This is a genomic window from Methylocapsa palsarum (assembly GCF_900114285.1).
In the GTDB taxonomy this organism is placed as follows: Bacteria; Pseudomonadota; Alphaproteobacteria; order Rhizobiales; family Beijerinckiaceae; genus Methylocapsa; species Methylocapsa palsarum.
Map to the genome: position 1 here is coordinate 77,214 of NZ_FOSN01000011.1, position 25,345 is coordinate 102,558.

Here is a 25,345-nt window from a genome sequence, read left to right on the forward strand (position 1 = left end):
ATAAACGATGAGAATCATGAAGCGCGATTCATATATAATCAGAACGGCGTCCGAAGCGAACGCGTCACGCAGTTGACGAGCGCAAGCGCGACGCCTCAGCGGACAGTCTGGCGGCGTCCGGAGACCACGGGTCGCCCCAGGATGGATTGGCTCTTGTCGCGAGGACCGAATGGGCCCTGCTTCGCCCGTCTTTGACGGGAGCGGAGCTGTGAACCTTCGAGATCAGACGCAGGAAATTATCCCCGAAGACCAAAGCCTTGTCGGATTGCGTCAAAGGCAAAGCCCGGGCCTTGGCCAGCTCCACGCCCGGGTGCAACCACGGTCCATCGGAGCCAAACAGGATTTTCCGGGCGCCCGCGCGGCGGACGGCCTGTTCCAGGATGTCGAACCTGCGGACGCCCGCCGTGTCAGTGTAGATGTTGGGATGACGGACCAGATGGTCGATCAAAGCCACCTGCGCCCGCCAGTCGTCCGCAAAACTGCCAAGATGCGGGATGATGAAGTTCACGTCGGGATATTCTTCGGCCAGCAATTCACACACCGCCGCCTCGCCCATCACGTCGTAAAGCACCGGCAGCGAAAAGGCGCGCGCGGCCTCGCAGACCTCACGGCTGATGGGCGCGTCGTGCCGGTGGAGCTTGATGCCGACAAAGCCGAATTCTTCGACAGCGCGCTGGACCAGATCTCGGACGCGCCCGCGATCCCGCACGCTATTGACGAAGGCGAAGCCAAAAAACCGGTCCGGCTCGCTTGAGACGATGCGGGCCACCTCTTCGTTGGCGACGCCGTAATCGGAATGAAACGCGGCGAAAAGAACTGTATGGGTGACGCCGGCCTGCTTGGCGCGGACAAGATATTTGTCGAGCGGCGCGTTGGTGTCCCAGGGGCCGGTCAACCCGTCTCCTTTTCCGGCGTGACAATGGCTGTCGATAATCATGATCGAGGCCTCCGCTCAGCGACTGGAGAAAACGAATGGTACAGCCTTGGCGCGGCGCGCGGCGCTCCCATTTCGGCAAGAAACCCGATGCTTGTTTCGACGCCCTTGTGAAAATTGGAAAGACTGAATTTCTCATTGGGCCCGTGAATGCGATCGCCCGGCAGCCCAAATCCCATCAGCACGACAGGCGCGCCGAGTATTTCTTGAAGAAGGCCGACGACCGGGATCGTGCCGCCGCTGCGCAGGAAGACGGCTGGAGCGCCGAAAGCCCGCCGATAAGCCCTCGCGGCGGCGCGAACCCCGGGATGGGCGCGGTCGAGTGACGCCGGTTTCACGCGCATCACCGTGCGGACCCGCGTTTGAACGCCAGGCGGCGTCACCCGCGCGATATAATCCCGAAACAGCCGTTCGGCTACAGCCGGATCCTGGTCCGGGGCGAGACGAAAGTTCAACTTGGCGAGGGCGCGCGCCGGGATCGCCGCCTTGACGCCGGGCCCGTTATATCCGCCGGAAACGCCGCAGACCGTCAAGGCGGGCCGGATTGTTGTCCGCTCGTAAAGCGTATAGCCGGGTTCGCCCCAACCATGAGTCGCGCCAGCCTCGCGCAGCATTGCGGCGTCGGACGGCCCCGCCTCACGCATGCCCGCCCGCTCCCCGGCGTCCCATTCGCGCACATCGCGGTAGAAGCCGGGAATGGCGATTCTGCCATGACCGTCATGCAGCCGCGCGATGATCTCACAAAGCGCTTGGACGGGATTATGGACGGCTCCGCCGAAGACGCCGGAATGAAGCTCGCGCTTCTGGCCTCTCGTTTGTAGCTCGACGCTAAGCCCGCCCCGGAGCGAATAGGTGATTGCAGGGCGGTCCGGCGCCGGAATCTGCATATCGGAAACGATCGCGCAATCAGCCGCGAGACCGCCCCGGTTCGAGGTAAGATACGCGGACAGATGGGGGCTGCCGATTTCCTCCTCGCCCTCGAACAGGCATATCAAATTGACCGGCAACGCTCCCGCCGTCTTCAGCCAGGACTCGATCGCTTTGACATGCGCGAACATCTGTCCCTTGTCGTCGCTGGCGCCCCGGCCATGGAGATCGTCGCCGCGGATGATTGGGTCGAACGGCGGCGTTCGCCAGTCGTCGAGCGGTTCGGCCGGCTGGACGTCATAATGGCCATAGATAAGGACCGTAGGCGCGCCGGGCTCCGCCCGCCTCCATTCGGCGCGTACGATCGCCTGCCCTCCGGTTCGATCGATCGTGACCCGTTCAAGGCCGATCTCGCGCAGATGCCGCGCCAGCCACGCGGCGCAGTTCGCCATGTCGCCGGAATGGCTGGGCTGCGCGCTGACGGACGCGAATCGGATCAACGATTGAAGATCCGCGACGAAACGGGGCCGGTTGGCGCGCGCGTAGCCAAGCGCGCGGCGCAAACGCCCGGCGCCCTGGCCGTCGCCGAAACTTTGCAAACGCGCGCCCATCGGCCCATCCTTTGAGGATTACGCAGAGGCCGCACACGGCCTGTCGGGCCGGGCGCCGCCCTCGCCTGCGAGCTTCAACGCGAAGGCTTCGTAGCAGCGGGCGCTGCCCCTGCGCTGCTCCGCCGGATCGTGGAGAACGAACTCCTGGAACAGCTGATGCAGCATTGCGCGCAGAATTGCGCCGGCCCGGAAGGCGCGCCGCGATCCGCCGGGTTGCGGCGAACCCTCCCAGAACCGGGGATGCAAGACGACCTCCCGGGCGCCGCCCGTGATCGCATGCGTATTGGGGCTGGCGTCAGGCGAAGCGCACCGGAACCTCGACCAGCGTCCGCCGCGTAGTTCCTGCGCGCTTGCGAGAAACCTTTGCGCGACGACGGCGGCCGATGTCCTTTTGTCTGCAGCGGATGACGCCTGCGATGGTTCGCGCCCGAAGAAAAACTGGAACATTCGCATCGTCTTCATGTCCATCGGCTTCGCGCTCAATTTGCGAGCCGCATGTCTGGCGAGCGCAATGGCGTCCTGAAGGGCGCGGTCCAGGATCGCGTGGCATTCTGCCTGCCGACGCGGCGCGCAGCCTGCTCCGCACGCGAGACGGAACGCCGGGCGAACCGGCGGACTCGCCGCGCGCTCCGGGTCGTATGCGGAGCGGCGAAACGAATCTCCGAGGCTCGCCGGGGAGGCCGCGAAGTCGAACTCCAGCTCTTTCTTGCTCGGCGGCGTGCAGCCGCCGGGCTCGATGTAGTCGGGGCCGACATGAGCTTTTCCTTTCGGCGCCGACTTCGAGTAGGCGCACCAGCTGTTGTTGCGTCCGGCGCATCCCGAGTTGTAATGACCAAACACTTTCGGGTTCTTCAACGCGCCGGCGAGATGCTCGAGCAAGGATTGCGCGAAATTGTCGTGATCGCCTCTTTCGTCGCAGCCATAGGCCTGATTGCAGCCGTGCAGAACGAAGATGACGTTTTCGGACAGGATATCGGTCGGGATGTCGGCGATCGACCTCGCCCCGTTGGCCCGCGTTCCCGCGCCGAGGAAATACGAATTTTGGTAAAGTCCCGTTTCGGCGTCCGCCCCGATCACGCCGGACGGGAAGCTGTGCCCAAAAATATGTACGGTCTGGAGAGGCTTCTTGCCGGAGCATTCCCATGCAGCCCTGATCGCGGCGATGATATCGGCGCCGGTCTTGAAGGAGGTCGCGCCCACCTTGGGCGCGCAATTGGCGGCGTTGGGGCTCCCGATGGCTGCAATTCTCCTCGCCGTGCCCGCCGCCTGGTGCTGGAAATGATTGCGGTGACTGGAGTTGCTCGACTCAAGATACAAACACAATTTCGGCTGGACGCTTGCGGCGCGGCGCGGCGCCGTCTGCTCCCATTCCTGCAATTCCTGGCTGATTTCGCGCTCGCGAGCGGGGCTCGGCCTCGGCACGCCGCAGCCCGGCCCTTCCGGCGGCAGCTTCTTAAGCGCCTCGCATTTCTCGCCCTGAACGGGTTCGGACAGCAAATGGACCTCGACGCGACGATTGGCGGCGCGCGCCGCGGGCGTAGCTGCCGATTGGGCAGGGTCCGTCTCGCCCATGCTGTTCACGACGAACGTCAGGGAGCCGGCCTGGTTGCCAAGCGCCATGCAAAGCGCCTGCTTCACCGCTTTCGCGCGGCGCAGGCCGAGTCCATAATTGTAGTCGAGTTTGCCTGAAACATCGGTGTGGCCGACAATGCACACACTGGGAACCGGTTTGCGTCGCGCCGCGCGCCGCATGATTTCTCGCGCGATCGCGTCGACCTGCGCCAGGTGATCGCGTGTCGAATCCTTGCGCAAAATTGATTTGTCGAATTTGAAATGGTCGAGGACGGCGAAGGGTTTGCCGCCGCAGATCACAACTTCGCCGAGATCGATCCGACGCCGCGTCCGCGTGGCGGGCATTGGCGCGCCGCGCGGAATTTGGCGAGGCTTGACCCCGGGCTTTGCGAAGGCGCCGGGGCCCGGCGTCCGCGCGTAGTTAAAACTGCTTTCCTGCTCAAAACCGGATTGCTCCGTCTCGAACGATTCGAACGCCTCTCCAAATTCGGACTCGAACGGCTCGGGGGAAAATTTCAAAAGCTTGTTCATCACGGCTCTCCCGCTGGGTTTGTTGAAGGTCTCCCATTCCAGTTCCATTTCTTCGGCCGGCTCGGCCGGCGAAGGCCCCGGCGCCGGCTTCGATCCCGCCGCGGCCGCGTCCGGCTCCGGGGCGCCGTCCCCGGCCGGCTGACGGCCTCTTGCGGCGAGCAGCGCGCGTTCGGTGTCGGGGCCGACCACTCCGTCGACGGGAAGACCTTCGTTTCGCTGAAAGCTGCGAACGGCGCTGCGCATCGCCGATCCAGGCACGCCGTCGACCGGCATTTGCAGGCCGAGCACATCATTGAGGGCGCTCTGCGTCCAGCGAATGTACTCCGAGCCGGCCGGTGCGGCCGCCGCGATCGCATCGGGCTCAACGAGGCCCCAGGAAGAGATCCACCGCCCATGCCCGCGTGGAAACCGTCCGCGCTGCGCCGCTCTGGCCGGAACGCTTTTCTGGAAACCGGCGTAGGCCGGAAAGCCGGATTGCGAAGGCTTGCGCCAGCTCCTCTGCTGCGCTTTGGGTCTGGCGCGATAGGCGCCGCGGGAGCGACGGCCTGCTTCCTCCTCCAATTCGGAGCCGCCATCCTCCCGGGCAAGCGTATTGTAAAAGCTGAAAGGCATCGACTCGAAGTTGAGTTCGCTGTTCATGGCGGGTCTCCCGTTCTGTTCCATCGTCACGAAATGAGAGCGCGGCGCTGCGGCGTCCGAGCGGGCGCGAGCGCGCGCTCTAAAGCCTCCGCGCAGCGGTCGATATCGGACAACGAGTGCAGCGTAGTGATTACGAAGGCGATGGCGGCCCCGAACATGTTTCTGGCCTGCCGCAACACGGCCCGGACGCCAAGATCGAGCAATCGCCCATAAAGCCGTCGCGGCTCGACGTCCGCCGTGACTTCCATGGTTTGCACGGGAAACATTCCGCCCCGCGTCGAGAGGCCGATCTGGCGCAGCGCGGCCCGGAAAGAGCGCACCAGCGCGGCGAGACGTCGGCGCAGGTTCTCGCCTCCGTTGGAGGTGATGTCGAGGGCCCGCTCCGCCGCGCTGATCGCGGCCTGAGACGGCGGGCTCGAATGGACTCTCGTCGCGCTTCCCTTCACGAATTTCGAGATCACGCGTCCGTCTCCGCCGAGAACCGCGAGCGGCGCGCCAAAGCTTTTCGCAAGTGAATTCCCAATGATGAGTTCGGGCCCTCTGACATTCAGAAAGGCCGGCGTTCCTCCTCCTCCGGTCCCAAACGGATCGCTGTTCGTGGGCTTCTCGCCGAGGAGCCCGAACGCTTGCGTATCATCGACGACGACGTATCCGTTGCGCTCGCGCGCCAGCTTCACATAATCTGGCAATGGAGCGGTCCGACCGGTCTCCACGCAGAGACCATCCGTGACCACAACGGGACGGCGGCGGAGGTTATGATCACGACGAAGCAGGCGCTCCAGCGCAGCGGCGTCGCGCATCTCGAACATCGCCACAGGTACGCCTTTTGCGGCCGCGCGTTCGATCCCCCAGCGCACCGTCGGATAGGCTCCGGCGTCAGTATAAATGGCGATGGGTTCGCTCGCCAACACTTCGAACAAATCGCAGTACAGGTGAAGCGTCGAGGGCGCCAGAACAGCGCTCTCAACTTGCAACAGGCGCGCCAGAGCGTCGCCGGCCCTGATCGCCTCCGGCGTGGTTTCGAGCGCCGCCGGCCGTCCTGTCGTCAGCTGCGCCCAAGGACGCAGCGACCCGGTTGAATGGCGAAGGCCCAAATAGAGCGAAGACGTGAAGTCGAGCATGGCGGCGCCTGTCGCTTAGATTTCCTTGCGGTATGCGGGCAGTTTCAGCCGGCCGGCCGATCCCGGCCGGCTTTGGCCCTGACCCCTCTGATCCACAAGTCTTGGCTCAGCGAGTCTTGGGTCAGCCAGTCTCTGGGCCGACATCCGCTGTCCGGAGACCCGCACGGCGATCAGGTCGGCCTCAGCCTGCCCTCTGACCGGGAGAGCCGACTTCTGCTCCATGAGCCGGCGCTGCAACAATACCGAGGGCTGAAGGTAGCGGGAGGCCGCGTCGCTCGAGTCGGTGACTTCCGCCGCCAGATCCACGCCGGAGACTGTCCGGTAGCCATGGATGTAGCGCTGGATCTCGGGTTTGCAGGAGCGCGCCCAGTTCTTCGCTTGGTCCTCGATGTTCTCGATGTCGGACCAATCGCCGTAGCGGATGGAAAGCAGGATCCGCTCGCCGGTCACCGCAAGTTCATAGAAGTGGGTGATCGTAGTGTCGGTCCAGCCCTGGAGTTTCTTCATGCTGTCGACGGCGCCCATCCATCCTTCCTGGTAGGGAACCATATAGCGGCCGCGCAAAAACTCCTTCATCTCCGGCCGCGCCAGCATCCATTGCATCGTCAGCATTTCTGCTCGGGCGGTCCAGGTCAGGTCTCCAAACTGGTTATGCGCGCCCTCGGCCAGAAGCAGATGAACCTCCTTGAGGGCGTTGAGCAACGGAAACGCGTCGGCATAGATGGTCGTATCGGAATCTTCCCTGAAGAAACGCGCCGCGGCGCCCAGAAGATTATGAAACCCCTCTATGAATTTCGAGCGGCTGTCGGCCGGATCGAGGTCGGAGACAGCCTTGCCCATCAGCGGCAGACCGTAGTGATGCAGGTATTCGTGCGCGCGGCGCGACACGGTCAAACGGTTATGTTCGTCCTGGATATAGCCCCAGATGAGGTTGTTGAGAGGACGAAGGGGATCGAATTCGAGTTCCTTCAACGGGTCGTTCACCGAGCCTCGCCGATTCTGGAAACGCCGCGCGACCGCGTTCATCGTTTGAACCAGCATCCCCTCCTCAAGCCAGTAGGACCATATCAGCTCGATCAGGCTTGGTGACGACAGGCGGTGCTGCAACACGCCAAAGCAGTAGGGAAGCACTTCGTCGACGCGATGACCGTCGAGGGTGATCAGGTTTTGGACGATGCGATCGAGGTAGGGAAGATGATCCGCGGGACCAAGATAGGCCTGCAGCTCGCTCTTGAGTTGAGGAACGTCCAGCGAAAAGTCATTGAGACGGATGCGCTCTTTCTCGATGTCCAGGATTTTCGCCTTTTCCGGCTCTCCTTCCCTGATCACGACCCCGCTTTCAAGGGTCAGGAACAATTGCGTCGCCAGCTTCAGGACGCTATAGGCGGAAGGCCCATAGATGCTGAGCTGTCTCCGGTCGGAGCGATCGAGGGGGTCAAGGCATCGTTCTCCCAATCCCGCGAACGCGTTAATGTCGGCGCCAGAGTTGCAGGAGAAAATGCAATCTATGAATTGCTGATAACGATCGAATCCGATCGATGCGGTGCGGTTTCGAATCGCCGTCCACAACGCGCGGTCATCCGTCGGACCGGCGAATGTACGCTGCAGAGTAACTTTTGATTCAGTCTCATAGTGTCGTGTGACCACATCGAAGGTGGTCGATCCTACGAAATCCACGCCGGCGGGCTCGGAAAGCGCCGTTGTCAGTACGGCCCATTCTTCGGCTGTAGGTGTTTCACCAGACGCGAATTGCGGCGCTGGCGGATGAGCGCCGGCCTTCAAGGTGATGGTCACGTCTATTCTGTAGTCTCCATCCGGCAGATCGGGGAGTTTTTTATGCGCCGGATTTGTCCTGTTCCCGAATGTGAGTCTATTGTCCGAGTCGACGGCGTACGTATAGTTGAAAAAGCTGTAGAACTCCTTGTTGGTTTCATACGGGACCTCGCCATAATGGGAATGCCCGAGAGTCGTGGTTAAAGTGATCGTCTCGCCCTTGCGCACTCTGCGCGGCACCGCCGAAAGCCGGCCTTCCCAATGACCGGGGTCGATTGAAACAGTAGATCTTGCCATAGTCATGTCTCCTCTATTGTAATAGTCGTCTACGCCGCCAAGGCCCGTGTTCGCGATCGCGGCGTCGCGGCGCAATATTCCGATGTATCGAGCGTGCTTCGCATCGCCCAGAACGTGAGCATCTTCGCCAGGAGATCGCTCTCATCTTCCGGGCTTATGCCGCCGTCGTTCTTGGCCTGTCCCAGAACGGCGAACACGAGGGAAGGGCGGGCGCGATACATCTGCTGGGGGGCCTTGCTCCACGTCGCGAAAAGCGATGAAAGCTGTCGAGGCGCGCGTTCGGCGACATTCATCGCTTCCGGCAGGGAACGTCCGCGCAACGCCTTTGGGCGATGCGTTGTCAGCACCTGTACAAATTCAGGCAGACTGGCCTCGAGGCGCGCGAGAAGGGCGCGTCGTTCATCATCAAGGGCGCCGATCGGGTAATAAGAGTCCCAAAGGCTCGCCATCCTCCGCCATTGCGGATGAGGGTAGAGCGCGTCGCCGATGGCGCAGCTCAGTTTGACCCGAATCCAGGGCGTTGGATGAGGATCGTCGACATTGACCCGAAAGATGAACGGGCGCGGCAGGCTGACGACGCCTATGAGGCCGATTGTCGACGTGACGCCCACTCTTGCAATCGACCAGAAATCGGAGGCGATTTCCGAGATCCAGCGCTCCCAGAGACGCCACGCCATGGGTTCGCTGGCCTGTTGCTGTTTGATTTGCAGGGCCTGCCGGAGCGAGGGCACGAGGTCGAGAAGGGCGGCGCCCTGATGACCCACTTCGTGAATCAATGAGGATGCAATACCGCTTCCGACCATGCGTTCGCGCGGAACCCTGATCACTGCGACCGGATTTTCACCGCCGCCCGGCAGCCGCGTGCGGGCGCGCCGGATCGCGGCGCCGACGCCCCGATCCAGATAGCAGATCACCGGCGGCGCGTTGTAAAATTCCGGCAGCGCCAGGGCGTCGGCGGCGACGACGTCAAGTCCGGATAGCCAGACCCCCTGCTCGTTCTCGCTGCGCTGGCTGATCACCTGATGAAACAGTTCAAGCTGCGACAGCACGGCGTTGAACCTCAGCCTGAGGAAAACAAACCGGCGTTGCAACTCCTCCGCAGAAGCTTCCCGGCCGTCGTTCTGTAGCCACGCAATGTAAGCTTGCACCCGTTGTTTCAGCTCGCGCCGCCCGGCGCCCAAAAATCGTTCAATTGCAATCTGGGCGGCCGGCAGGAGACTCGCAGACAGCACCATGGGAGCCGACAACACAAAGGGCTTCACACGATCGAGCCGGGCGAGCAATGCGCGCGCCTCCTGGTCGAGCATCCAATGGGCGTATGAGCTTGAGGCCATGACGATCAAATCCCGTAAAGAACGATCTTGTTGCCGCGGCGCATCCACCGGCCGCTTCGCCCGGAGGTGGCGCGGGAATAACCTGTCTCAACGCCGTCTCCTGCACGCGATAACAGGCCCGGCGCGTAGGTTTTCGCCGCCTCGACCGCGGCCGCCCTCGCGGCGCTGGACGGATCGGAGCCGGGGCGGCTGAAGGCGAGATTCTTGACCGCTTCTCCGGCGAAGTTGACGTAGCGCCGCGCGATTTCGAAATCGCGATCCTCGCCGCTCAACCCTTCGAGTTCGAGGCCGAAGGCGCGCCCGGCCGCCTGCGCGGCGTCGCGTCCAAGCCTCGCCCCCTGCGCGCCGCCGAAATAGCCGCCAACGGCGGAACCTATTCCCGGCAGCGCCTGTTTAGCCGCCCCTTTTAGAATACCTCCGATCGCCTGGCCTTCGGGCGACCGGATGAATCCGCCGACCGCCTGCCCGGCTTTTGCGATGAGATCGCCGAGGAAGCGGTCGAGTTCCGCTTCGCTTGTGATCTCGAGCAACTCGCTCGCGAGCTCCAGCTGTTCAGTTTCGCCGAAGGTTTCGCCCATTTCACCGAAGACTTCCGCCTCGCCGAATTCACCGAAAGTGGGGCCCTCGGCCTCGCCAAATTCAAATTGTTCGGCTTCGAACGGGCCCGATTCAAACAGGCCAGATTCGGACGAGGTCTCTAGCCGGATACGGTCGATGTCGTGCATGACAAACTCCTGATTCATGTGAGCGATGGTTCAAATGTAGGCGAGGAGGCGTTGCTCCCATTCTGCTAGAAGTGAATGATGATGCTCCTTCCACGCCGAACCCAATACCCGTTCCGATTGACCGTTCCACACTGACAAGCGCGCGCCGATTGCGCACATGTTGTGCATGTGTGTGGTCCACCACCTGACGTCTTCGCCTGCAATCGGCGTGGCGCCGGAGCCGCGGCGAAGATCGCTTTCTCCGTCGCCACCCTTGTTGGAGCGGAGGCCGTGACTGGACTCCTGATCATCGGGCCTCCCTCCTGAATCATTTGAGCAGCCCATGCCGTCAGGACGTTGCGCGCGTGTGCGGTCGGATCAACATCTGCGGGCGGCGACGCAGCGGCCCTGGCGGCCTTAGCCGCTGCCCGCACGAAAATCCTAGCCGTCTCGAGGTCGCGTTTTTGGGGCGCTAACCCGCGCGTTCTTGTGTTCAGAGCCTGCTTGACGAGCGAGCCAAGTTTGCCTCGCCGTGCGCCTTCCGCGCGCCCTGCTCCAAATGGATCCGAAGTGTTCGAAAGGGCGGGCAGGATCTGTTCGCCTGCCGCCTCAAGGAGCCGCACGAGGGACCTTTTGGCGTGAGGACGGGCGGAGGCGCCAGTTCCCCAAGCTTTTTCGATGAGCGCTCGAAGAAGGCGCTTCAGTTCGGTAGCGTCTGCAGCCGAGAGGAGCGCCTGAGCCAGCGCAGTTTCCTCCGCGACGCCAAAGTCGCCGTTGCGCCGATGGCGCGGCGTACGCTCGCGATCCGCCGCGCGGGCGAATGGCGAGGAGGCGAATGGCGACGGCTCGAATTTGACAGCGGCGGGCCGCCCGTTTGGCGTCGGATTGAAGTCAAACATTATAGCCTCCGATCGAGCCGCAGCCCGCTCATCCGCAATTGACGATGATGACGTTGCGGCCATGGCGGACCCACCGGCCCGAGCGTCCGCCTGTCGCAGGATGCCCCGCGGGGCCGAAGAGCAGTCCAGGGACGTGTTTCGAAATGGCCGCCTTCACCGCTGCTTGCGCAACGGTCGCCGGGTTCGATCCCGGAGCGGTTTTGACCGCGGCCTTGACCGCGTCGCCGGCGAGTTGCACAAATTTCTTGGCGCCTTCGAATTCGCGATCCTCGGCGTTCATTTCGGCTTCCAGACCGAGCGCGCCGCCCGCCGCCGACGCGAGCCCGCTGCCGATCTGGGCCCCTAGCGGCCCTCCAACAAAGGCGCCGAGCGCACCGCCTGCGAGCGGCAGCGCCTTTTTCGCGGCTCCCTTCAACAGGCCTCCCACCGCTTGTCCAACCGGAGATCGGACGACCGTGCCGATGGCGCGGCCCGCATTGCGGATGAGGTCGCCAAGAAACCGGTCGAGCTCCGCTTCGCTGTTGATTTCGAGCATTTCGCCGCTCAGCTCCATCACCTCCGCTTCGCTGAATACCTCGGATTCGCCGCTCCACTCCGATTCACCGCCCCACTCTGTCTCGCCGCCCCATTCAGCCTCGCCGCCCCATTCGGCTTCGCCGGTTTCATATGTTTCCATTTGCGGGTTGTATTCGAATGACTCGCGATCAAGATTGGTCATGGCTTTGTCTCCTTCTCGATGACGTCTTGCGGGATGTTGTTTCGTTTCCGGGATGTTGTTCGCTTCAAAGAATATGTTTGACGACGCTACATCGACCCTGGGCAATCATGCGCCTTGCCCGCACCAGGTATCCTCAATCTTTGTGCCAACAACAATATGTTGTTTCTACTCGAGTTTAGAGTTTTTGCCGGCGAAGCGCTCTTCGTCGCGGCCGGGTTTCCCGCGAATTTCGGCGAAAATCATTTCGCGCATGATTTGAAGCGCGAAGATCGGAAGACCGAAGGCAGGGATCACGCGCCGCAATCCGGTGGGATGATCACTCTTGAGCCGCAGTACTCGCGGCAGGGAATGAGAACAGGGCGGGCGGGTGAATCGCGCTTCGTTGTTTTGCGGTCTGATAGGCCTGTAGACGAAGTTCGCTTCGTCGGTTTGTGTGGGTCTTGCAGGGATTCCTCCTTGGTCCTCATGTGTAGGATTTGGCGCAAACATTGCGATGCCGCTTTGGCCAATTGGAGGGATCGTGATGGGTAGAATAGATTTGGTCCGGCCGTCGCGCGCCATGCGAAGCGCCGCGCGAGCCCGCGCGCTGAACAGGATTTCGTTCGATGACGCCAGCGCTTCCTTGAGCGATGTCGAGGTGGATGAACTCGCCGCGCGGCTCGCAAGCGTTCGAAACAATGCGGAGTTCGATCACCTCCTTGGGGCGATTTTGACCCATGCGGCCGCACGAAGCGGCGGCGCTCTTTCCGCGCCGCTGGGCAGGGCGCTCGGAGGGCTTTTGAAGAGCATCGCGCGGCAAGGGTTGAGCCGGGAGAAAACCGCCGCGGCGCTGGGGCTGGAGCTTGATGGTCTACGCGCCGCTGACAGAGAATATGAAGCGGCGAGGCGTTTTGTTCGTCTTGCTGGCGAAGCGAGCCGGCACGCAGCGGAAAGCGCCTTGCATTTGCCATCGGGCCTCGCGGCGAAAGCCGCGTTGGCGGCAGCCGCCGACATCTATGCGCCTCCAATGCTATCCACATCCGCGCTGTTTGGCGCGTGCACTAGCGAAAATCGTCGCGAGGGCGGCGTGCGGCAAGGGAGAATGCGGCGCGACCTACTGTGGTCGCCCGAGCTGGAGGTGGCCGAACTATGGGTTGATCCCTTCGACTACGATCCGGAAATGGAATATTTCCTTGGCGGGCTCATTCGCTCCGCCGGCCGGGCCGTTAAGGGTGCCGTGCGCGCGGTCGGGAAGATCGGCCCGATCCGGGATATCGCGCGAGCCGCCGGCTCCATCGCGAACACCGTGAGCAAGGCCGCGGACGCCATCGGCAAGATCCCGATCCTTGGCGACGTGGCGCGCGCTGGCGTAGGCGGTTTGCGACTCGCCCTGGGGCCGACCGCAATCGCCATTGACGCCGGATCGCGCCTCGCGCGCGGACAGAGCATCGGGGACGCCTTGAAAGGCGCTGTGAAAGGACAGATCGACGCGGTGCGCGATCAGCTGAAGGTGGCTGAAATGGTCGCGCCCTTTATCCCTGGCGTCGGCACTGGCGTCGCCGCTGCGCTCGGGGCGGCGAATGCGCTGGCCGCCGGACGTCCCATCACCGAGGCCGTGCTCGCGGCGGCGCGCGGCGCGGTTCCCGGCGGGAGAATAGCCCAGGCCGCCTTCGATGTAGCGATGAACCTCGCGAAGGGCCGAAACATCGGGGAGGCCGCGCTGGCGGCCGCGCGCGATCAATTGCCGGGAGGCCCGGCGGCGCGCGCCGCTTTCGACGGAGCGGTCGCTCTCGCGCAAGGCAAGCGCCTCCAGGACGCCGCGTTCACGGCGGCCGGCCGCATTCTGCCGCCCTCCCCTTATGCGGCGGATGCGCTCGATTTCGTGCGCCGGGTCTCGAACGGACAGAACGTTCAAAACGCGGCTTTGTCCGTGGCCGGACAACGCATCCTGCGGCAGGTCCGGGCGAATTCTGTGGTCGCCGCCGCACTGCCGGGGGCCGTCCGGTCGCTACCGGCCGGGGGCGCCGCCTGGCGATCCCTCCAGCGATTGCCGAACAGGCGGCTGGCGGGAAGGATTCCCTCAAGGACGTTGTATCGCCCGGACGCGATGCGGCGGCGCGCATAAACCATTTCCTCACTGCTCAATAGGCGAGGCGCCGTCGACAACACCGCGCCAGACCGTTGTATAGAGCGCCTATCCGATCGGAATGCTCTCTACATAGAGAGAGTCGCTCGCGGCGCGTGTTGGGGCCTAGCAATCAGTCATTGTGCGCGATTGGATGTGGATGTGATTGGAATTGTAAGACAGGATGGTCTAACGTGGATGGTTCGACGAAGCATTTGCGGCGGCGCATCAGCGGCGACGCCTTGTTTTATTTTCGCTTACCAGGGATTGACCACACCTGGCGTCAACAGCTTCGAAAGACCTGGCTGCCTGGGTCAAGCCGCCAGGATCAAGCCGCCAGGACGTTTTGGCGAGCGAGCCTCGCCGAACCGACCTGCGAAGAGATCTTGATTGCATCGAATGAACAGATGATGCCGTCATGCCGGGGTTCGACCTAATTTATCGCCGCCATCATTGCGACGGCGCCAATCAGACTTGGCGGCGAACGGCCACCGGATCATCTCACGTTGTGAGCGACGATTCCACGGGGAGGTAGGATCATGGAGATCCATTGCTGGATTCATTCATGGGACGGCTCATCGGACGCGAATCGTAACGCTTTGATTGAGGCTTTGGCGCAACAAGGCGTCAAGGTCGCGCCCTTCGACGCAAAGACTTCCTCCCTCACCGGTATTCTGCTGTTCGCCAAGACCACGCCGGATCTTCAGTCTTTCGTTCAAATCGCGAGCCAGGCCGGCAAAATCCGCGTGATCGGAATAGGGGATCTGAAGACCTCGACGAGCGGCCACTGGAAGCTCCTGCAATCTGGAGCGTCCGACATCTTGACCTGGAGCGACGCCGAACGGGCGGCAAGACAAATCAAGGCTCGCATCGACAGGTGGTTCGCTCTCGACGAACTCATGGATCAACCCATGGTCTCCGAACTTGTCATCGCCAAGAGCCCGACGTTGCGCGCCACCCTGCGGGATCTGGTCGAAGTGGCGCGCTTCAGCGAAGGAAATATATTGCTTCTGGGAGAAAGCGGCACAGGCAAGGAAGTCGCCGCCCGACTTGTCCATCTCCTCGACCCGCGCGCGAACAAGCGCGATCTTGTCGTCCTCGATTGCGCGAGCATCGTCCCCGAATTGTCCGGCAGCGAATTCTTCGGCCACGAACGGGGCGCGTTCACCGGCGCCTTGACCGATCGCCAGGGAGCCTTCTCCCTGGCGAATGGCGGCACGCTTTTTCTCGACGAGGTCGGAGAACTGCCTTTGCCGCTACAGGCGCAATTGCTACGCGTCATCCAGGAGCGCACTTTCAAGCGCGTCGGCGGCAACACATGGGCCAAAACCGCGTTCCGCCTTGTTTGCGCCACCAACCGCGATCTGCTGGATCTTGTCCATCGCGGAGCGTTTCGCGCCGACCTCTATTATCGCATTGCAGGTTACGTCTGCAGACTGCCGCCGCTTCGCGAGAGGCCGGAAGACATCATTCCACTGGCCGAGCATTTCTTGCGGCTGGCGAGTCCGAACCGCCTTCCGCCGACTCTTGACGAGAGCGTGCGCGATTTTTTGATGCAACGGGATTACCCCGGAAATGTGCGTGATCTCCAGCAGGTTGTGTCTCAATTCGTTCACCGCGCCTCTGCCGACGGCTCGGTCACAGTCGGATGCGTTCCCGCGGCGCAGCGTCCGGTCGTCGAACTGGACAAGAGCGGATGGCTCGATTCCTGTTTCGAGCAGCCGATTCACCGCGCCGTTCTTCTCGGAGCCGCTCTCAAGGAGATCAGCCGCGCCGCGGAGGACGCAGCCATCCGTTTCGTCACTAATGAGGAAGATGGCAATCTTCAGCGGGCCGCGCGTCGGCTCGGCGTGACGGACCGGGCGTTGCAACTCCGCCGCGCTAACGGGCGGCATTCGGATTGAGCTATCAACTCGAGACAGATCAGCCGCGTTTTACAATGGTATTGCTCGATGGCCGCCGGATCATTTGGCGCGCGCGGAAAGAATGCGATGGATCGACCAGGACGCGATCTTTCGCACGTCCGGATCGGCGTCCATGGTCGCCTGCTCCAAATATGGCAATGCGTCGGCATGGCCGATTTCGCCAAGCGCCGTGACGGCGTCCTTGCGTAGATTGCTCGCCGGATGGGAAAGCAGTCCGCCGAGCGCATGAATGGCTTCCCTGGCCTTGATCTCGCCCAATGCAAGGGCGGCCTTGCCGCTGACTTGCCAGGCCTCATCGAAGAGAGCGCCGACAAGCCATGGGGCCGCTCCGGCCGCTTTGATTTTGCCGGCGAGAATTGCGGCGGCCTCGCGCACCTGCCAGTGGACGTCGGAAAGCCCTTTCGCGATTGGGTCAAGGGCTTGGCCTGACGAGGCGAACGCCAGGGCGGAGATCGCCGCGCGGCGGACCTCAAAATTTTCGTCATCCGCCGCGCCGGTCAGCGCGGTCAAAGTTGCGACATTCTTGAGATAGGCGAGCACGCCGACAGCCTCACGGCGAACGCGCGCGTCCGGGTCCGCAAGCGCCTTCAAAGCGGGTTTCAGGGAAGCCTCGACTCGCAAATTCCGCAAGCCCCGCCACGCCGCTCCACGGACACCGGCGCGATCATGAGCGACGAGAGCAAGCAGGGGCTTCGCCGCCTCTGGCGACTTCATCTCCGTCAGGCTGCAGGCCGCCGCGTCGGCGACCGATGCGTCATCGTCGAGGAGGGTGCGGGCGAGCGCTTCCGCGGCGGGTCGTCCATCGAATTGCGCTAGAGCCTTCGCAGCTTCACGTCTGACGCCGGCGTCGCGATCCTCGAGGGCGCCGACGAGCAGGGGTTCGGCGCCCTGGTCCGCGGACTCGGCAAGATCCAGAACTGCAACGCGGCGCTCAGCCGCGTCGGCGCTCGCCAGGCGCTCCGCCATCTTCGTTAGATCAGCATGAACGTCGTCGAAAAATTTTTCGCTCAATGTCTAGCCCCGCCGCGCAACGCCCCACCTACCGCAAGAGATAGGGAATTGTCACCGTCACCGCTTTTGTTGGGCAATCGAGCTGGCAGGGCAAACAATACCAGCATTCGTCATAGCGCATATGCGCCTTTCCAGTCTCGGGATTGATCCGCAAAACGTCAAGAGGACACACGTCGACGCAAACCGTGCAGCCCTTGTCGGCGATGCATTTGCCCTGGTCGATCTTGACCGGAAATTCAGATGGGTTTTCTGCAAAGGACATTGGCGGCCTCAAACGGGAGCAGGAATGCGCAGGCGTTGGTAGGCGCCCTTTTCGCCGCTCTCCAGCGGCACGACGTAAGGATCGACCGGGCGTTTCTTCAACGCGATGGCGCCTCGCTCGTCCTTGAACAATTGAGTATGACAAAACCAGTTTTCATCGTCCTGTTCAGGGTAGTCGACCCGATAGTGGTAAAGGCCCCACCGGCTCTCGGTGCGGAAAAGGGAAGCGGCGGCGGCCATGTCGGCGCAATCGAGAATGGAATGCACCTCCAGCGCGCGCATCAGTTCGTGAGGGTCCCGCGCGACGATGCGCTGCAGATCCTCGCGAATTTCCGCGAAGCGCTTCTGCGCGATTTCGTATTTACGCGTAATTTTCGGCGGCTGAAGATAATCGTTCACAAAGCGCCTGATTTTATACTCGACCTGATTGGCGGGCAGGCCATCCTTGTTGTCGAGGAGACGGCGCATGCGCGCGCGTTCCGTTTCGACATCTTGAGGATCGTAGCTCTGCAGTTCGGTGGAAGCCGCGGCGACGGCGGCGTCCTCGCCGGCGATCGCGCCGTTGACGAAAGCGCCGAGCATATAATTATGCGGCACGCTCGCCATGTCGCCAGCGGCGTAGAGCCCCGGCACGGTCGTGCGCGCATGTTCATCGACCCAGACGCCCGACGCGCTATGCCCCGAACAGAACCCGATTTCAGAGATATGCATCTCGACCATGTCGCGGCGGTAATTATCGCCGCGGCCTTCATGAAAGAGGCCGCGGGAGGGCCGTTCGACACTATGCAGGATGCCTTCGACCTCGGAGATCGTCTCATCCGCAAGGTGATCAAACTTCAGAAAGACCGGCCCGTTTCCGCCTTCAAGCTCCTTGCGGAATTCCAGCATCATCTGACCGGACCAATAGTCGCACTCGATGAATCGGGCGCCTCGGCTGTTGGCCGTGTAGGCGCCGAAAGGACCGCCGACGTAAGCGCAGGCCGGGCCATTGTAGTCCTTGATCAGCGGATTGATCTGATAGCATTCGAGATTGGTCAGCTCGGCGCCGGCGTGAAACGCCATGGCGTAGCCGTCGCCTGAATTCGTCGGATTCTCATACGTTCCCCAAAGATAGCCGGAGGCCGGCAATCCGAGGCGCCCGGCGGCGCCAGTCGCGAGGATCACCGCTTTGGCGCGAATGACCAGAACGCCGGCGGTGCGGCTGTTGACGGCTACAGCGCCGGCGATGCGCCCGTCCGAGGCCTTCAACAGGCGCGTCGCCATATAGCGGTTTGAGATCAAAACCTGCGCCTTGCGGAGCTGGCGATAGAGGATCTTCTTGACGCCGCCTCCTTCCGGCATCGGCAGGACGTAGCTGCCGAGATGGTGAACCTTTTTGACGTCGTAATCGCCGTTCTCATCCTTCTGGAATTTCACGCCCCAATCGTCGAGTTCGCGTATCATGTCGAAGGAGCGCATGGCGTAGGCCAGCACCGCTTTCTGATAGACGATGCCGTCATTGGCGATGGTGATTTCGCGGACATATTGCTCTGGCGTCGCAAATCCCGGCACGACGGCGTTGTTCAAGCCGTCCATGCCGATGGCGATGGCCCCGGACCGCTTGACGTTCGCCTTTTCGAGCAAGACCACCTTCAGCCCGGGATTGGCGGATTTCGCCTTGTAGGCGGCGAGCGGCCCCGCCGTGCCGCCTCCGATCACGAGAACGTCGGCTTCGAACAGGTCTGCGGCGTCGTCAAGCTCGGCCATTACGATTTCCGGTTGGCTCCATTGGACACAGCCTGGGATGGCCGCCGGCGAAGGTCGAGCAACTAATTGCCAATCTTTCTGATTTAAGTCTATAAAGATTATGAGCTATAACGATTTCGTCCGCGTAACCTTCGGACATTCAAGGGATCAGCCTATGCCGGCGGTGGCGGAACAAGGAGGGTCAGCGCCCGCTGTGGGCAGGCTGGAGATTCACGATCTTTCGATCCGCTTCGGGACGAATCCTGTGATCGAAAATTTCGGCCTGACCGTCGAGCCAGGCGAATTTGTCTGTCTGCTGGGTCCATCCGGCTGCGGCAAGTCGACGGTGCTCAACGCTGTCGCCGGCTTTGTGCCCGTGGAAAGCGTAACAGTCAGCGTCGACGGAAGGCCTGTCAAAGGCCCCGGCGTCGATCGTGGAATGGTGTTCCAGCAATATTCGCTGTTTCCATGGAAGACTGTGCTCGAAAACGTCGCCTTCGGGCCGCGCATGCAGGGCGCCTCCCGCGCGAAAGCGCGCAGCATGGCGAGGACATACCTCGAATTCGTCGGCCTGCTTGCTTTTGCGGACCGATATCCGGCGACGCTTTCGGGCGGCATGCAGCAGCGGGTCGGGATTGCCCGCGCGCTCGTCAATCACCCCTCCGTGCTTCTGATGGATGAGCCGTTCGGCGCCCTCGACGCGCAGACGCGGGGACTGATGCAGGAAAATCTGCTGCGGCTTTGGGAGGAGATCCGCGCAACCGTCCTCTTTGTCACACATGACATTGACGAAGCGCTTTATCTCGCCGATCGCGTCGTGATCATGAGCGCGCCGCCAGGACGAGTTCTGCTCAACCTGGCGATCGATCTGCCGCGCCCGCGTCCGGACGACGTCTTCGCTCTTCCCGCATTCGCAGCGGCGAAACGGCAATGCCTGACTCTCATCCGGCAGGAGAGCCAACGCGTCTTCGATCATCAGCGCCGGAACTTCTCATGAGCCAGCCGTCAGCCCCGGCGCCGCAGCGTCCCTCGTTGCGTCTGCGGGAAGCCGAGCGCGACATGGCCGCTCCCGATCTCCTCGCGCGTCTCACTCCCGGCGAATATGAGAAGGTGAAGGCCGCGTCGACGACCCTTCAATTCCGCGCCGGCCAGCATGTTTTCCGCCAGGGCGATCCGCATTACGGCATGTTCGTCATCCTCTCCGGCGAGGTCAGGACCTATTACGCCGGGCCCTCCGGGCGCGAAATTACGCTCGCCTATTGGGCGCCCGGAAATTTCGTCGGCGGGCCGGCGATCTTCGGCGGCGGCGCCCATTTATGGTCCGGCCGGGCGATGCGCGGGACGAAGACGCTTCACATACGCGGACGGGAAGTGCGTCGCCTGATGACGGAGATTCCCAACCTCGCCATCGGTCTCGTCGAGGCGCTTGAGCACAAGGGCGTCTGCTATTCCACGATGATCCACATGTTGGGAACACGCTCGGCCTCCGAACGTCTGGCCCAGATGCTCATCTTGATGGGGGAGCGCGATGGTCGACGCACTGAGGGAGGTCTGGTGATCGCGCGGCGGCTCACTCACGACGAACTCGCAAAAATGGTCGGCGCGACACGCCAATGGGTGACCGCCATGCTGGAGCGATTGACGGGACAGGGTCTGATCGAGGTTCAACGCACCAGAATCGTCATTCTTGACGAGACCAGCTTGCGCCGTTTCGCCGGTTGCGAGCTCGAAGCGCCTGCGCGCCGCGACAGGCGCGGCCGTGACCGCGAGCAGATGACGCCGAAGCCGGGGTTGGCGCAGGCGCCGCCGGACCGGCGCATGGCGAAATCCTGAAAGAGAGGCCGCAAGGTGAGTTTGTCGCGCGCCAAATCCGACGCCTTCGATGCCGATGCAACCGCCGCCGGAAGCGGCGCGGCCGCGACGCCAGGTCTAGTAGCGACGACAGTCCGGCACGCATGCGTACGCATCGTCTCGGTGACGCTGTTCATCGGATTGTGGCAACTCGCGTCGGCCTCCCATCTTCGCCTCGGTTTCGTGACTTTCGTCAATGTTCCTGCGCCTACCGAAGTGTTCGAGAGCTTTATCGCCTTGGTCCGCTCGGGCAAGCTTGCGCCGCATCTTGCGGCGAGCATCGTGCGCGTCTTCGCCGGCTTCGGCGTCGCCGCCGTGACAGGAATCCTCCTTGGCCTTGCGATCGCGCGCTCCAAGCTCGCCGAGGATGTGTTGTGGCCTCCACTCGAAATCTTGCGCCCGATCCCCGCCGTCGCCTGGATTCCTCTGGCCATCCTGATGTTTCCCTCCGCCGAAGGCTCGATGGTCTTCATCACCTACACGGGGGCGCTTTTTCCAATTCTGCTCAACACCATTCACGGGGTCGCGGAAGTCGATCACCGCCTGATCTCTTCCGCGCGAAGCCTTGGCGCAGGATGGCGCGCTATCCTGTTCGAGGTCATCATCCCCGGGGCGGCGCCAAGCATCGTCACTGGACTCGCGATCGGCATGGGAACCGCATGGTTCTGCCTTGTGACCGCCGAGATGATCGCTGGTCAGTTCGGCGTCGGTTACTACACTTGGGAATCCTACACCCTGCAGAATTATCCGGACATCATCGTCGGCATGTTGGTGATAGGCGCGCTTGGCATGGCGAGCAGCGTCCTTGTGCGCTGGGCCGGCGGCCGTCTCACTCCCTGGCGCGAGACGAAATAGAGCCGTGCGGCGCGACGCCAGCGCGCGGATTTCCGTCTCTCGACCTATCGGGTTTTGCAAAGATGAGGATAGCAATATGATCAGCCAATGGCGCCTTCGATCTATAGCCTGCATTTTCGCCGGCTTCGCCCTCGCGGGCCCTGCGCGCACGGAAACGATACGCGTGGCGGTCGGCACGCAGGACACGACGATCAACTGCGCGGCGGGAGGACTCCTGATCCGTGAGCTCAATCTGCTCGAAAAATATCTTCCTCATGACGGCAAATACAAAGACGCGAGTTATGACGTCGAATGGAAGAATTTCACCAGCGGCGCGCCGATCACCAATGAGATGGTGGCGGGCAAACTTGATTTCGGCGCAATGGCCGAGTTCCCTGCCGCGCTCAACGGCGTCGCATTCAAAAAGGCCGGCAAGAACAGCCTATTTATCGCTGTTCTGTCCGGCAGCGTGAAGGGCAGCGGCAATGGCGTCGTCGTCCCGGCTGCCTCGCCCGTTCAGTCGCTCGAGGAACTGAAAGGCAAGACCATCTCCGTGCCGTTCGCTTCAACGGCGCATGGAATGCTGCTGCGCGCGGTCGCTACCCTTGGCTGGGATCCCGAAAAAGACGTGAAGATCATCGCCCAGGCCCCCGAAGTCGCGGGCTCGGCGCTGCAAAGCAACCAGATCGACGCGCACGCGGACTTTGTTCCTTTCGCCGAACTGTTCCCCTTCCGTGGGTTCGCCCGCAAAATATTCGACGGCGCGCAGGCTGGCGTTCCGACATTTCACGGGCTTCTGGTCGACGCCGAATATGCCGATAAATATCCGGAAGTGGTCGTCGCCTATCTGCGCGCGGCGATCGAAGCCAACACTCTTTTGTCGGCAGAGCCGGAAAAATACAGCGAGCTGATCGCCAAGGTGACTGGAGTCGAGGCGCCGGTTGATTATCTTTTCCATGGACCGCTGGGGTTGCAGACGCGCGACCTGACCTGGAAACCGGAATATCGAAAGGACGTCGCGACCGCCGTCGAAACATTGAAATTGCTGAAACGAACTGATTCGGGTCTCGACCTCGACGCGTTCATAACGGACAAATACATTCGAGCGGCGTTCAAGGCCTCCGGTCTCGACTATGACGCGCGGCTGGCCGACTATGGGTCTCTCCCCCTTGTGGCCAAGGACGCCGCCACCGGCAAACCCATCACCGCCACCAAGCGCGTGGCGGAAATCTGGCTCAAGGACGAACCGCTGGTGCGCCATTATTCAACGCCCGAATCTGCGCTGAAGGCGTTGGCGGCCTTCGATAAGGCGGGCAAACCGGCGCGCGCGATCTATGCGCAGGACCATCAACTTGGCGTGAAGCTTCTCGCCGACAAAGCCTGGTTCGTGGTCTCGCCCAATGGTCAGATTGACGCCTTTTTGCTAAGGGAGGACGCCGACGCCTTTGCGAAAAAGACAAATGGATCGGTCAAGGATTTCGAGGCCGCCAACCTCGCCGCGCAGAGTTCGCACTCCGCCGCCAAATAGCGGCTCTACGGCAATGGAAACAATGTGCCGCGGCGAAGCCAATGTGGCTTTGCCGTGCCGCCCTTCAAGGCGGCTCAGCCCGATCCGTAACCCGTCGGTTCGAGTGGATCGACTGAAACGGATGATTCCCGTCTGTCACGGTCTAACCCAGCTCAAGCATATTCCGATTGGATTGAATCAATCCAATCGACAAGAATATGCTCACGCCTTTGACTCTGGAACGATTTCTGATCGATCACATGACTTCGTGCGATCGGAAAGCGCTCTAGACATGTGACATTGACGCGACCTCAACTCACGCGCGTTTTTGGGCGGGCGCGCGTATTTTCGCATTGATCAAAGCCATGAGCACTGGCCCAAGAGAAAAGGCCCCTGCCCTCGCCTTCTCGGTCAGATTGCGCAGATAGCCGCCTGGACTGTTAATTGAACTCGATCGTTGCAGGATCGCGGCGAGGATGACGGCAGCGTCTTCGGGGCCAAGGACGGCGTTGGCCTCCTCCCAGGCGCTCGGACTGATTCCGAGCCATGGCCGCACCAGCGTGGCCGCCGTCATTAAGTCCCGCCAGGAACGAATTCCATTGGGCGCATGTTCGGCAATATCCGGGCAAGCTTCGAGGACCATAGGAAGTGGGAAGCTCCGTTTTGGCGGTTGTGGAGTTAGTTCCAGTCCCAAAGATGCCCTTGGATCCTCATTAGGCTCGACGGCCGCCCCTTTCTTTTCTGAAAGACTCGCTTCAAATTCAGAAGGTGGGTTCGGTTTTGAATTCTGTATGTGGCCCTCATCATGGGCGCCATTGGCGCTTATTTCTGTAGTTTGGAGATGTCCTTCCAGGATGGCGCGGATCTGATCCGCCACCTGTTCGAGCGCGCCCGCCAACGGCGCAAGAACTTCCGCAGGCGCCTTCCGCGGGATCCGCACGTTAAGCTGATCGAAACTCTTGGAGAATGCGGTCCAATCGGCGGCGACCCCCTCGTAGAGGCCTGTAGCGATCATCTTGTCGATGTCGCGGCGGGAGATGGTGATGCGATCCCGGAGAGAACGAAGGAGCTTCTCCCTCGCCCTAGTCTCCGTCGCCAGGGCTTTGAATTCCGCGGCGCGGGCGACGAGCGGGCTGAGATCAAACCCGAAGGCCTCCTCAATTTCACCCCCCTCCCCTTTTCGGGCATAGCGCTTGCCGTTGGGACTGTCCCTCCGGAGGATGAGCCCAAGCTCCACCAGCGCGGCCAGATGGCGTCTCAACGTATTGTCCGCCATGCCGTTAGCCCGCTGTGCGAGATTCTTGTTTGACGGAAAGACAATGATTGCCTCCCCGCCGTTAAGAATTGTGTCCTGGTGAAACGAGAGAAGCGCGTTGAGCACCGAAAGAGTGCGATCGGAAACGCCGAGAGCGGCGTTCGCCTTTCGGATGTCGTCGAGGACGCGCCATTTATCGACAATCGTCTGAGACGAGCAGGATTTTGCGGCGATCTGGTTCGCCATGAGGGCGAGCGAATACGGCCGCCGCCCATAGGGCGTCGTTGATTGAGCGGTTTGCATGGTTCTCTGCCTCTCTTCAGGCAAAGAAAAAGCGTTCGCCGAATCGGCATCCGATCTTGACAGGACTTAGCGGAAGTGATTCTGTGAACGTGCTGAAGGTTCTACAGGGGCTTCCGGGACGGAGACGTTTCGGGGGCCTTTTCTTTCGCCTTAGTACTCCTCGGTTGATAGGTACGCGGTTCACCTACTGCGCAGCGTTTCTGCGCTGCGAAGACAGTCGCCCTCATCTCATCTGCTGAGGACGCGCAAAGCTTGTCCGGTCTCGGCGCCTCGGCTTATTCTTCGCCCTCGCGTCGCCCCGGCAGAAATAAGAATCCTCTTCTCGACTGGCGGCGAAGAAGCGCCATCGCGAGATGAGCGCTCGAGTTGAGCGTCTCCAATCGCCGCCGATTGCGGATCATCGATAGAGGAAGGTTCATTGTCTTCGCCCAGTTTTAGGCAAAGAAAAATTGCTCGCCGAAACAGCGCCAATACTCTTGACTGCGATTCGCGGAAGTGGGATTCTTTGAGCGCCAACACAAAGAATGGGCTTCCGGGACGGAAACGTTTCGGGGCCTTTTCTTTTGCCT

The 25,345-nt window shown here is 62.0% G+C and carries 19 protein-coding genes; 6 read left to right on the forward strand and 13 right to left on the reverse strand.

Annotated elements, in window-relative coordinates; translation table 11 throughout:
- Positions 1-64: 64 nt before the first annotated feature.
- The 9 genes from BM177_RS12935 to BM177_RS19545 all read right to left on the reverse strand — a co-directional run bounded on the left by BM177_RS12935 (position 65) and on the right by BM177_RS19545 (position 12,561).
- Positions 65-937 carry an amidohydrolase family protein gene (locus BM177_RS12935; RefSeq protein WP_091683096.1) on the reverse strand — a complete coding sequence of 291 codons (873 nt, stop codon included), beginning with the start codon at positions 935-937 and terminating at the stop codon, positions 65-67.
- Positions 934-2,412 (reverse strand): dipeptidase, encoded by a 1,479-nt coding sequence (locus tag BM177_RS12940; protein WP_091683097.1) that lies wholly within the window; start codon positions 2,410-2,412, stop codon positions 934-936. The genes BM177_RS12935 and BM177_RS12940 overlap by 4 nt, the downstream gene beginning before the upstream one ends.
- An 18-nt stretch (positions 2,413-2,430) precedes the next feature.
- Positions 2,431-5,154, reverse strand: coding sequence for a peptidoglycan-binding protein (locus BM177_RS12945; RefSeq protein WP_175492601.1), 2,724 nt, complete (start codon positions 5,152-5,154; stop codon positions 2,431-2,433).
- Positions 5,155-5,180: 26 nt separating this feature from the next.
- On the reverse strand, positions 5,181-6,275 hold the full coding sequence (locus BM177_RS12950) for an aminotransferase class I/II-fold pyridoxal phosphate-dependent enzyme (RefSeq protein ID WP_091683102.1): 1,095 nt from the start codon (positions 6,273-6,275) through the stop codon (positions 5,181-5,183).
- 15 nt (positions 6,276-6,290) lie between these two features.
- Positions 6,291-8,345 (reverse strand): 8-amino-7-oxononanoate synthase, encoded by a 2,055-nt coding sequence (locus BM177_RS12955; protein WP_139223618.1) that lies wholly within the window; start codon positions 8,343-8,345, stop codon positions 6,291-6,293.
- Between the two features lie 29 nt (positions 8,346-8,374).
- Positions 8,375-9,679, reverse strand: a complete 1,305-nt coding sequence (locus BM177_RS12960; RefSeq protein WP_091683108.1) for a hypothetical protein — start codon at positions 9,677-9,679, stop codon at positions 8,375-8,377.
- A 5-nt stretch (positions 9,680-9,684) separates the two neighbouring features.
- On the reverse strand, positions 9,685-10,404 hold the full coding sequence (locus tag BM177_RS12965; RefSeq protein ID WP_091683241.1) for a hypothetical protein: 720 nt from the start codon (positions 10,402-10,404) through the stop codon (positions 9,685-9,687).
- 906 nt (positions 10,405-11,310) lie between these two features.
- Positions 11,311-12,000, reverse strand: coding sequence for a hypothetical protein (locus tag BM177_RS12975; protein ID WP_139223619.1), 690 nt, complete (start codon positions 11,998-12,000; stop codon positions 11,311-11,313).
- Positions 12,001-12,165: 165 nt separating this feature from the next.
- Positions 12,166-12,561 (reverse strand): hypothetical protein, encoded by a 396-nt coding sequence (locus BM177_RS19545; protein WP_139223620.1) that lies wholly within the window; start codon positions 12,559-12,561, stop codon positions 12,166-12,168.
- Here BM177_RS19545 and BM177_RS12980 point away from each other — a divergent pair.
- Both BM177_RS12980 and BM177_RS12990 read left to right on the forward strand, forming a co-directional pair.
- Complete coding sequence (locus BM177_RS12980; RefSeq protein WP_091683116.1) at positions 12,560-14,104, forward strand: hypothetical protein; 1,545 nt, start codon at positions 12,560-12,562, stop codon at positions 14,102-14,104. The two genes, BM177_RS19545 and BM177_RS12980, sit on opposite strands and share 2 nt — an antisense overlap.
- A 539-nt stretch (positions 14,105-14,643) precedes the next feature.
- On the forward strand, positions 14,644-16,008 hold the full coding sequence (locus BM177_RS12990; RefSeq protein WP_091683121.1) for a sigma-54-dependent transcriptional regulator: 1,365 nt from the start codon (positions 14,644-14,646) through the stop codon (positions 16,006-16,008).
- A gap of 60 nt (positions 16,009-16,068) precedes the next feature.
- Here the strand turns inward: BM177_RS12990 and BM177_RS12995 are convergent, their stop codons facing one another.
- Genes BM177_RS12995 through BM177_RS13005 form a run of 3 tightly spaced genes read right to left on the reverse strand, consistent with a single transcriptional unit; the run spans position 16,069 to position 19,047 of the window.
- Positions 16,069-17,040: a HEAT repeat domain-containing protein gene (locus BM177_RS12995; RefSeq protein ID WP_244532299.1), complete on the reverse strand. Its 972-nt coding sequence runs from the start codon at positions 17,038-17,040 to the stop codon at positions 16,069-16,071.
- A 28-nt stretch (positions 17,041-17,068) separates the two neighbouring features.
- Complete coding sequence (locus BM177_RS13000) at positions 17,069-17,302, reverse strand: 4Fe-4S dicluster domain-containing protein (protein ID WP_091683124.1); 234 nt, start codon at positions 17,300-17,302, stop codon at positions 17,069-17,071.
- An 8-nt stretch (positions 17,303-17,310) separates the two neighbouring features.
- Positions 17,311-19,047: a fumarate reductase/succinate dehydrogenase flavoprotein subunit gene (locus BM177_RS13005; RefSeq protein WP_091683127.1), complete on the reverse strand. Its 1,737-nt coding sequence runs from the start codon at positions 19,045-19,047 to the stop codon at positions 17,311-17,313.
- Positions 19,048-19,201: 154 nt separating this feature from the next.
- On the opposite strand from BM177_RS13005, the gene BM177_RS13010 reads away from it, so the two are divergent.
- The 4 genes from BM177_RS13010 (at position 19,202) to BM177_RS13025 (ending at position 23,239) form a co-directional block, all read left to right on the forward strand.
- A complete protein-coding gene (locus BM177_RS13010; protein WP_091684351.1) occupies positions 19,202-20,023 on the forward strand; it encodes an ABC transporter ATP-binding protein in 822 nt (273 codons plus the stop codon).
- The gene (locus BM177_RS13015) at positions 20,020-20,859 is read left to right on the forward strand and encodes a Crp/Fnr family transcriptional regulator (protein ID WP_091683129.1); all 840 of its coding nucleotides are present in this window, start codon (positions 20,020-20,022) and stop codon (positions 20,857-20,859) included. Before BM177_RS13010 ends, BM177_RS13015 begins: the two co-directional genes overlap by 4 nt.
- Before the next feature lie 132 nt (positions 20,860-20,991).
- On the forward strand, positions 20,992-21,732 hold the full coding sequence (locus BM177_RS13020) for an ABC transporter permease (protein WP_244532310.1): 741 nt from the start codon (positions 20,992-20,994) through the stop codon (positions 21,730-21,732).
- Positions 21,733-21,808: 76 nt separating this feature from the next.
- Positions 21,809-23,239, forward strand: coding sequence for an ABC transporter substrate-binding protein (locus BM177_RS13025; RefSeq protein ID WP_091683134.1), 1,431 nt, complete (start codon positions 21,809-21,811; stop codon positions 23,237-23,239).
- Positions 23,240-23,534: 295 nt separating this feature from the next.
- Here the strand turns inward: BM177_RS13025 and repC are convergent, their stop codons facing one another.
- The gene (repC, locus tag BM177_RS13030; RefSeq protein ID WP_091683136.1) at positions 23,535-24,776 is read right to left on the reverse strand and encodes a plasmid replication protein RepC; all 1,242 of its coding nucleotides are present in this window, start codon (positions 24,774-24,776) and stop codon (positions 23,535-23,537) included.
- Between the last annotated feature and the right edge of the window lie 569 nt (positions 24,777-25,345).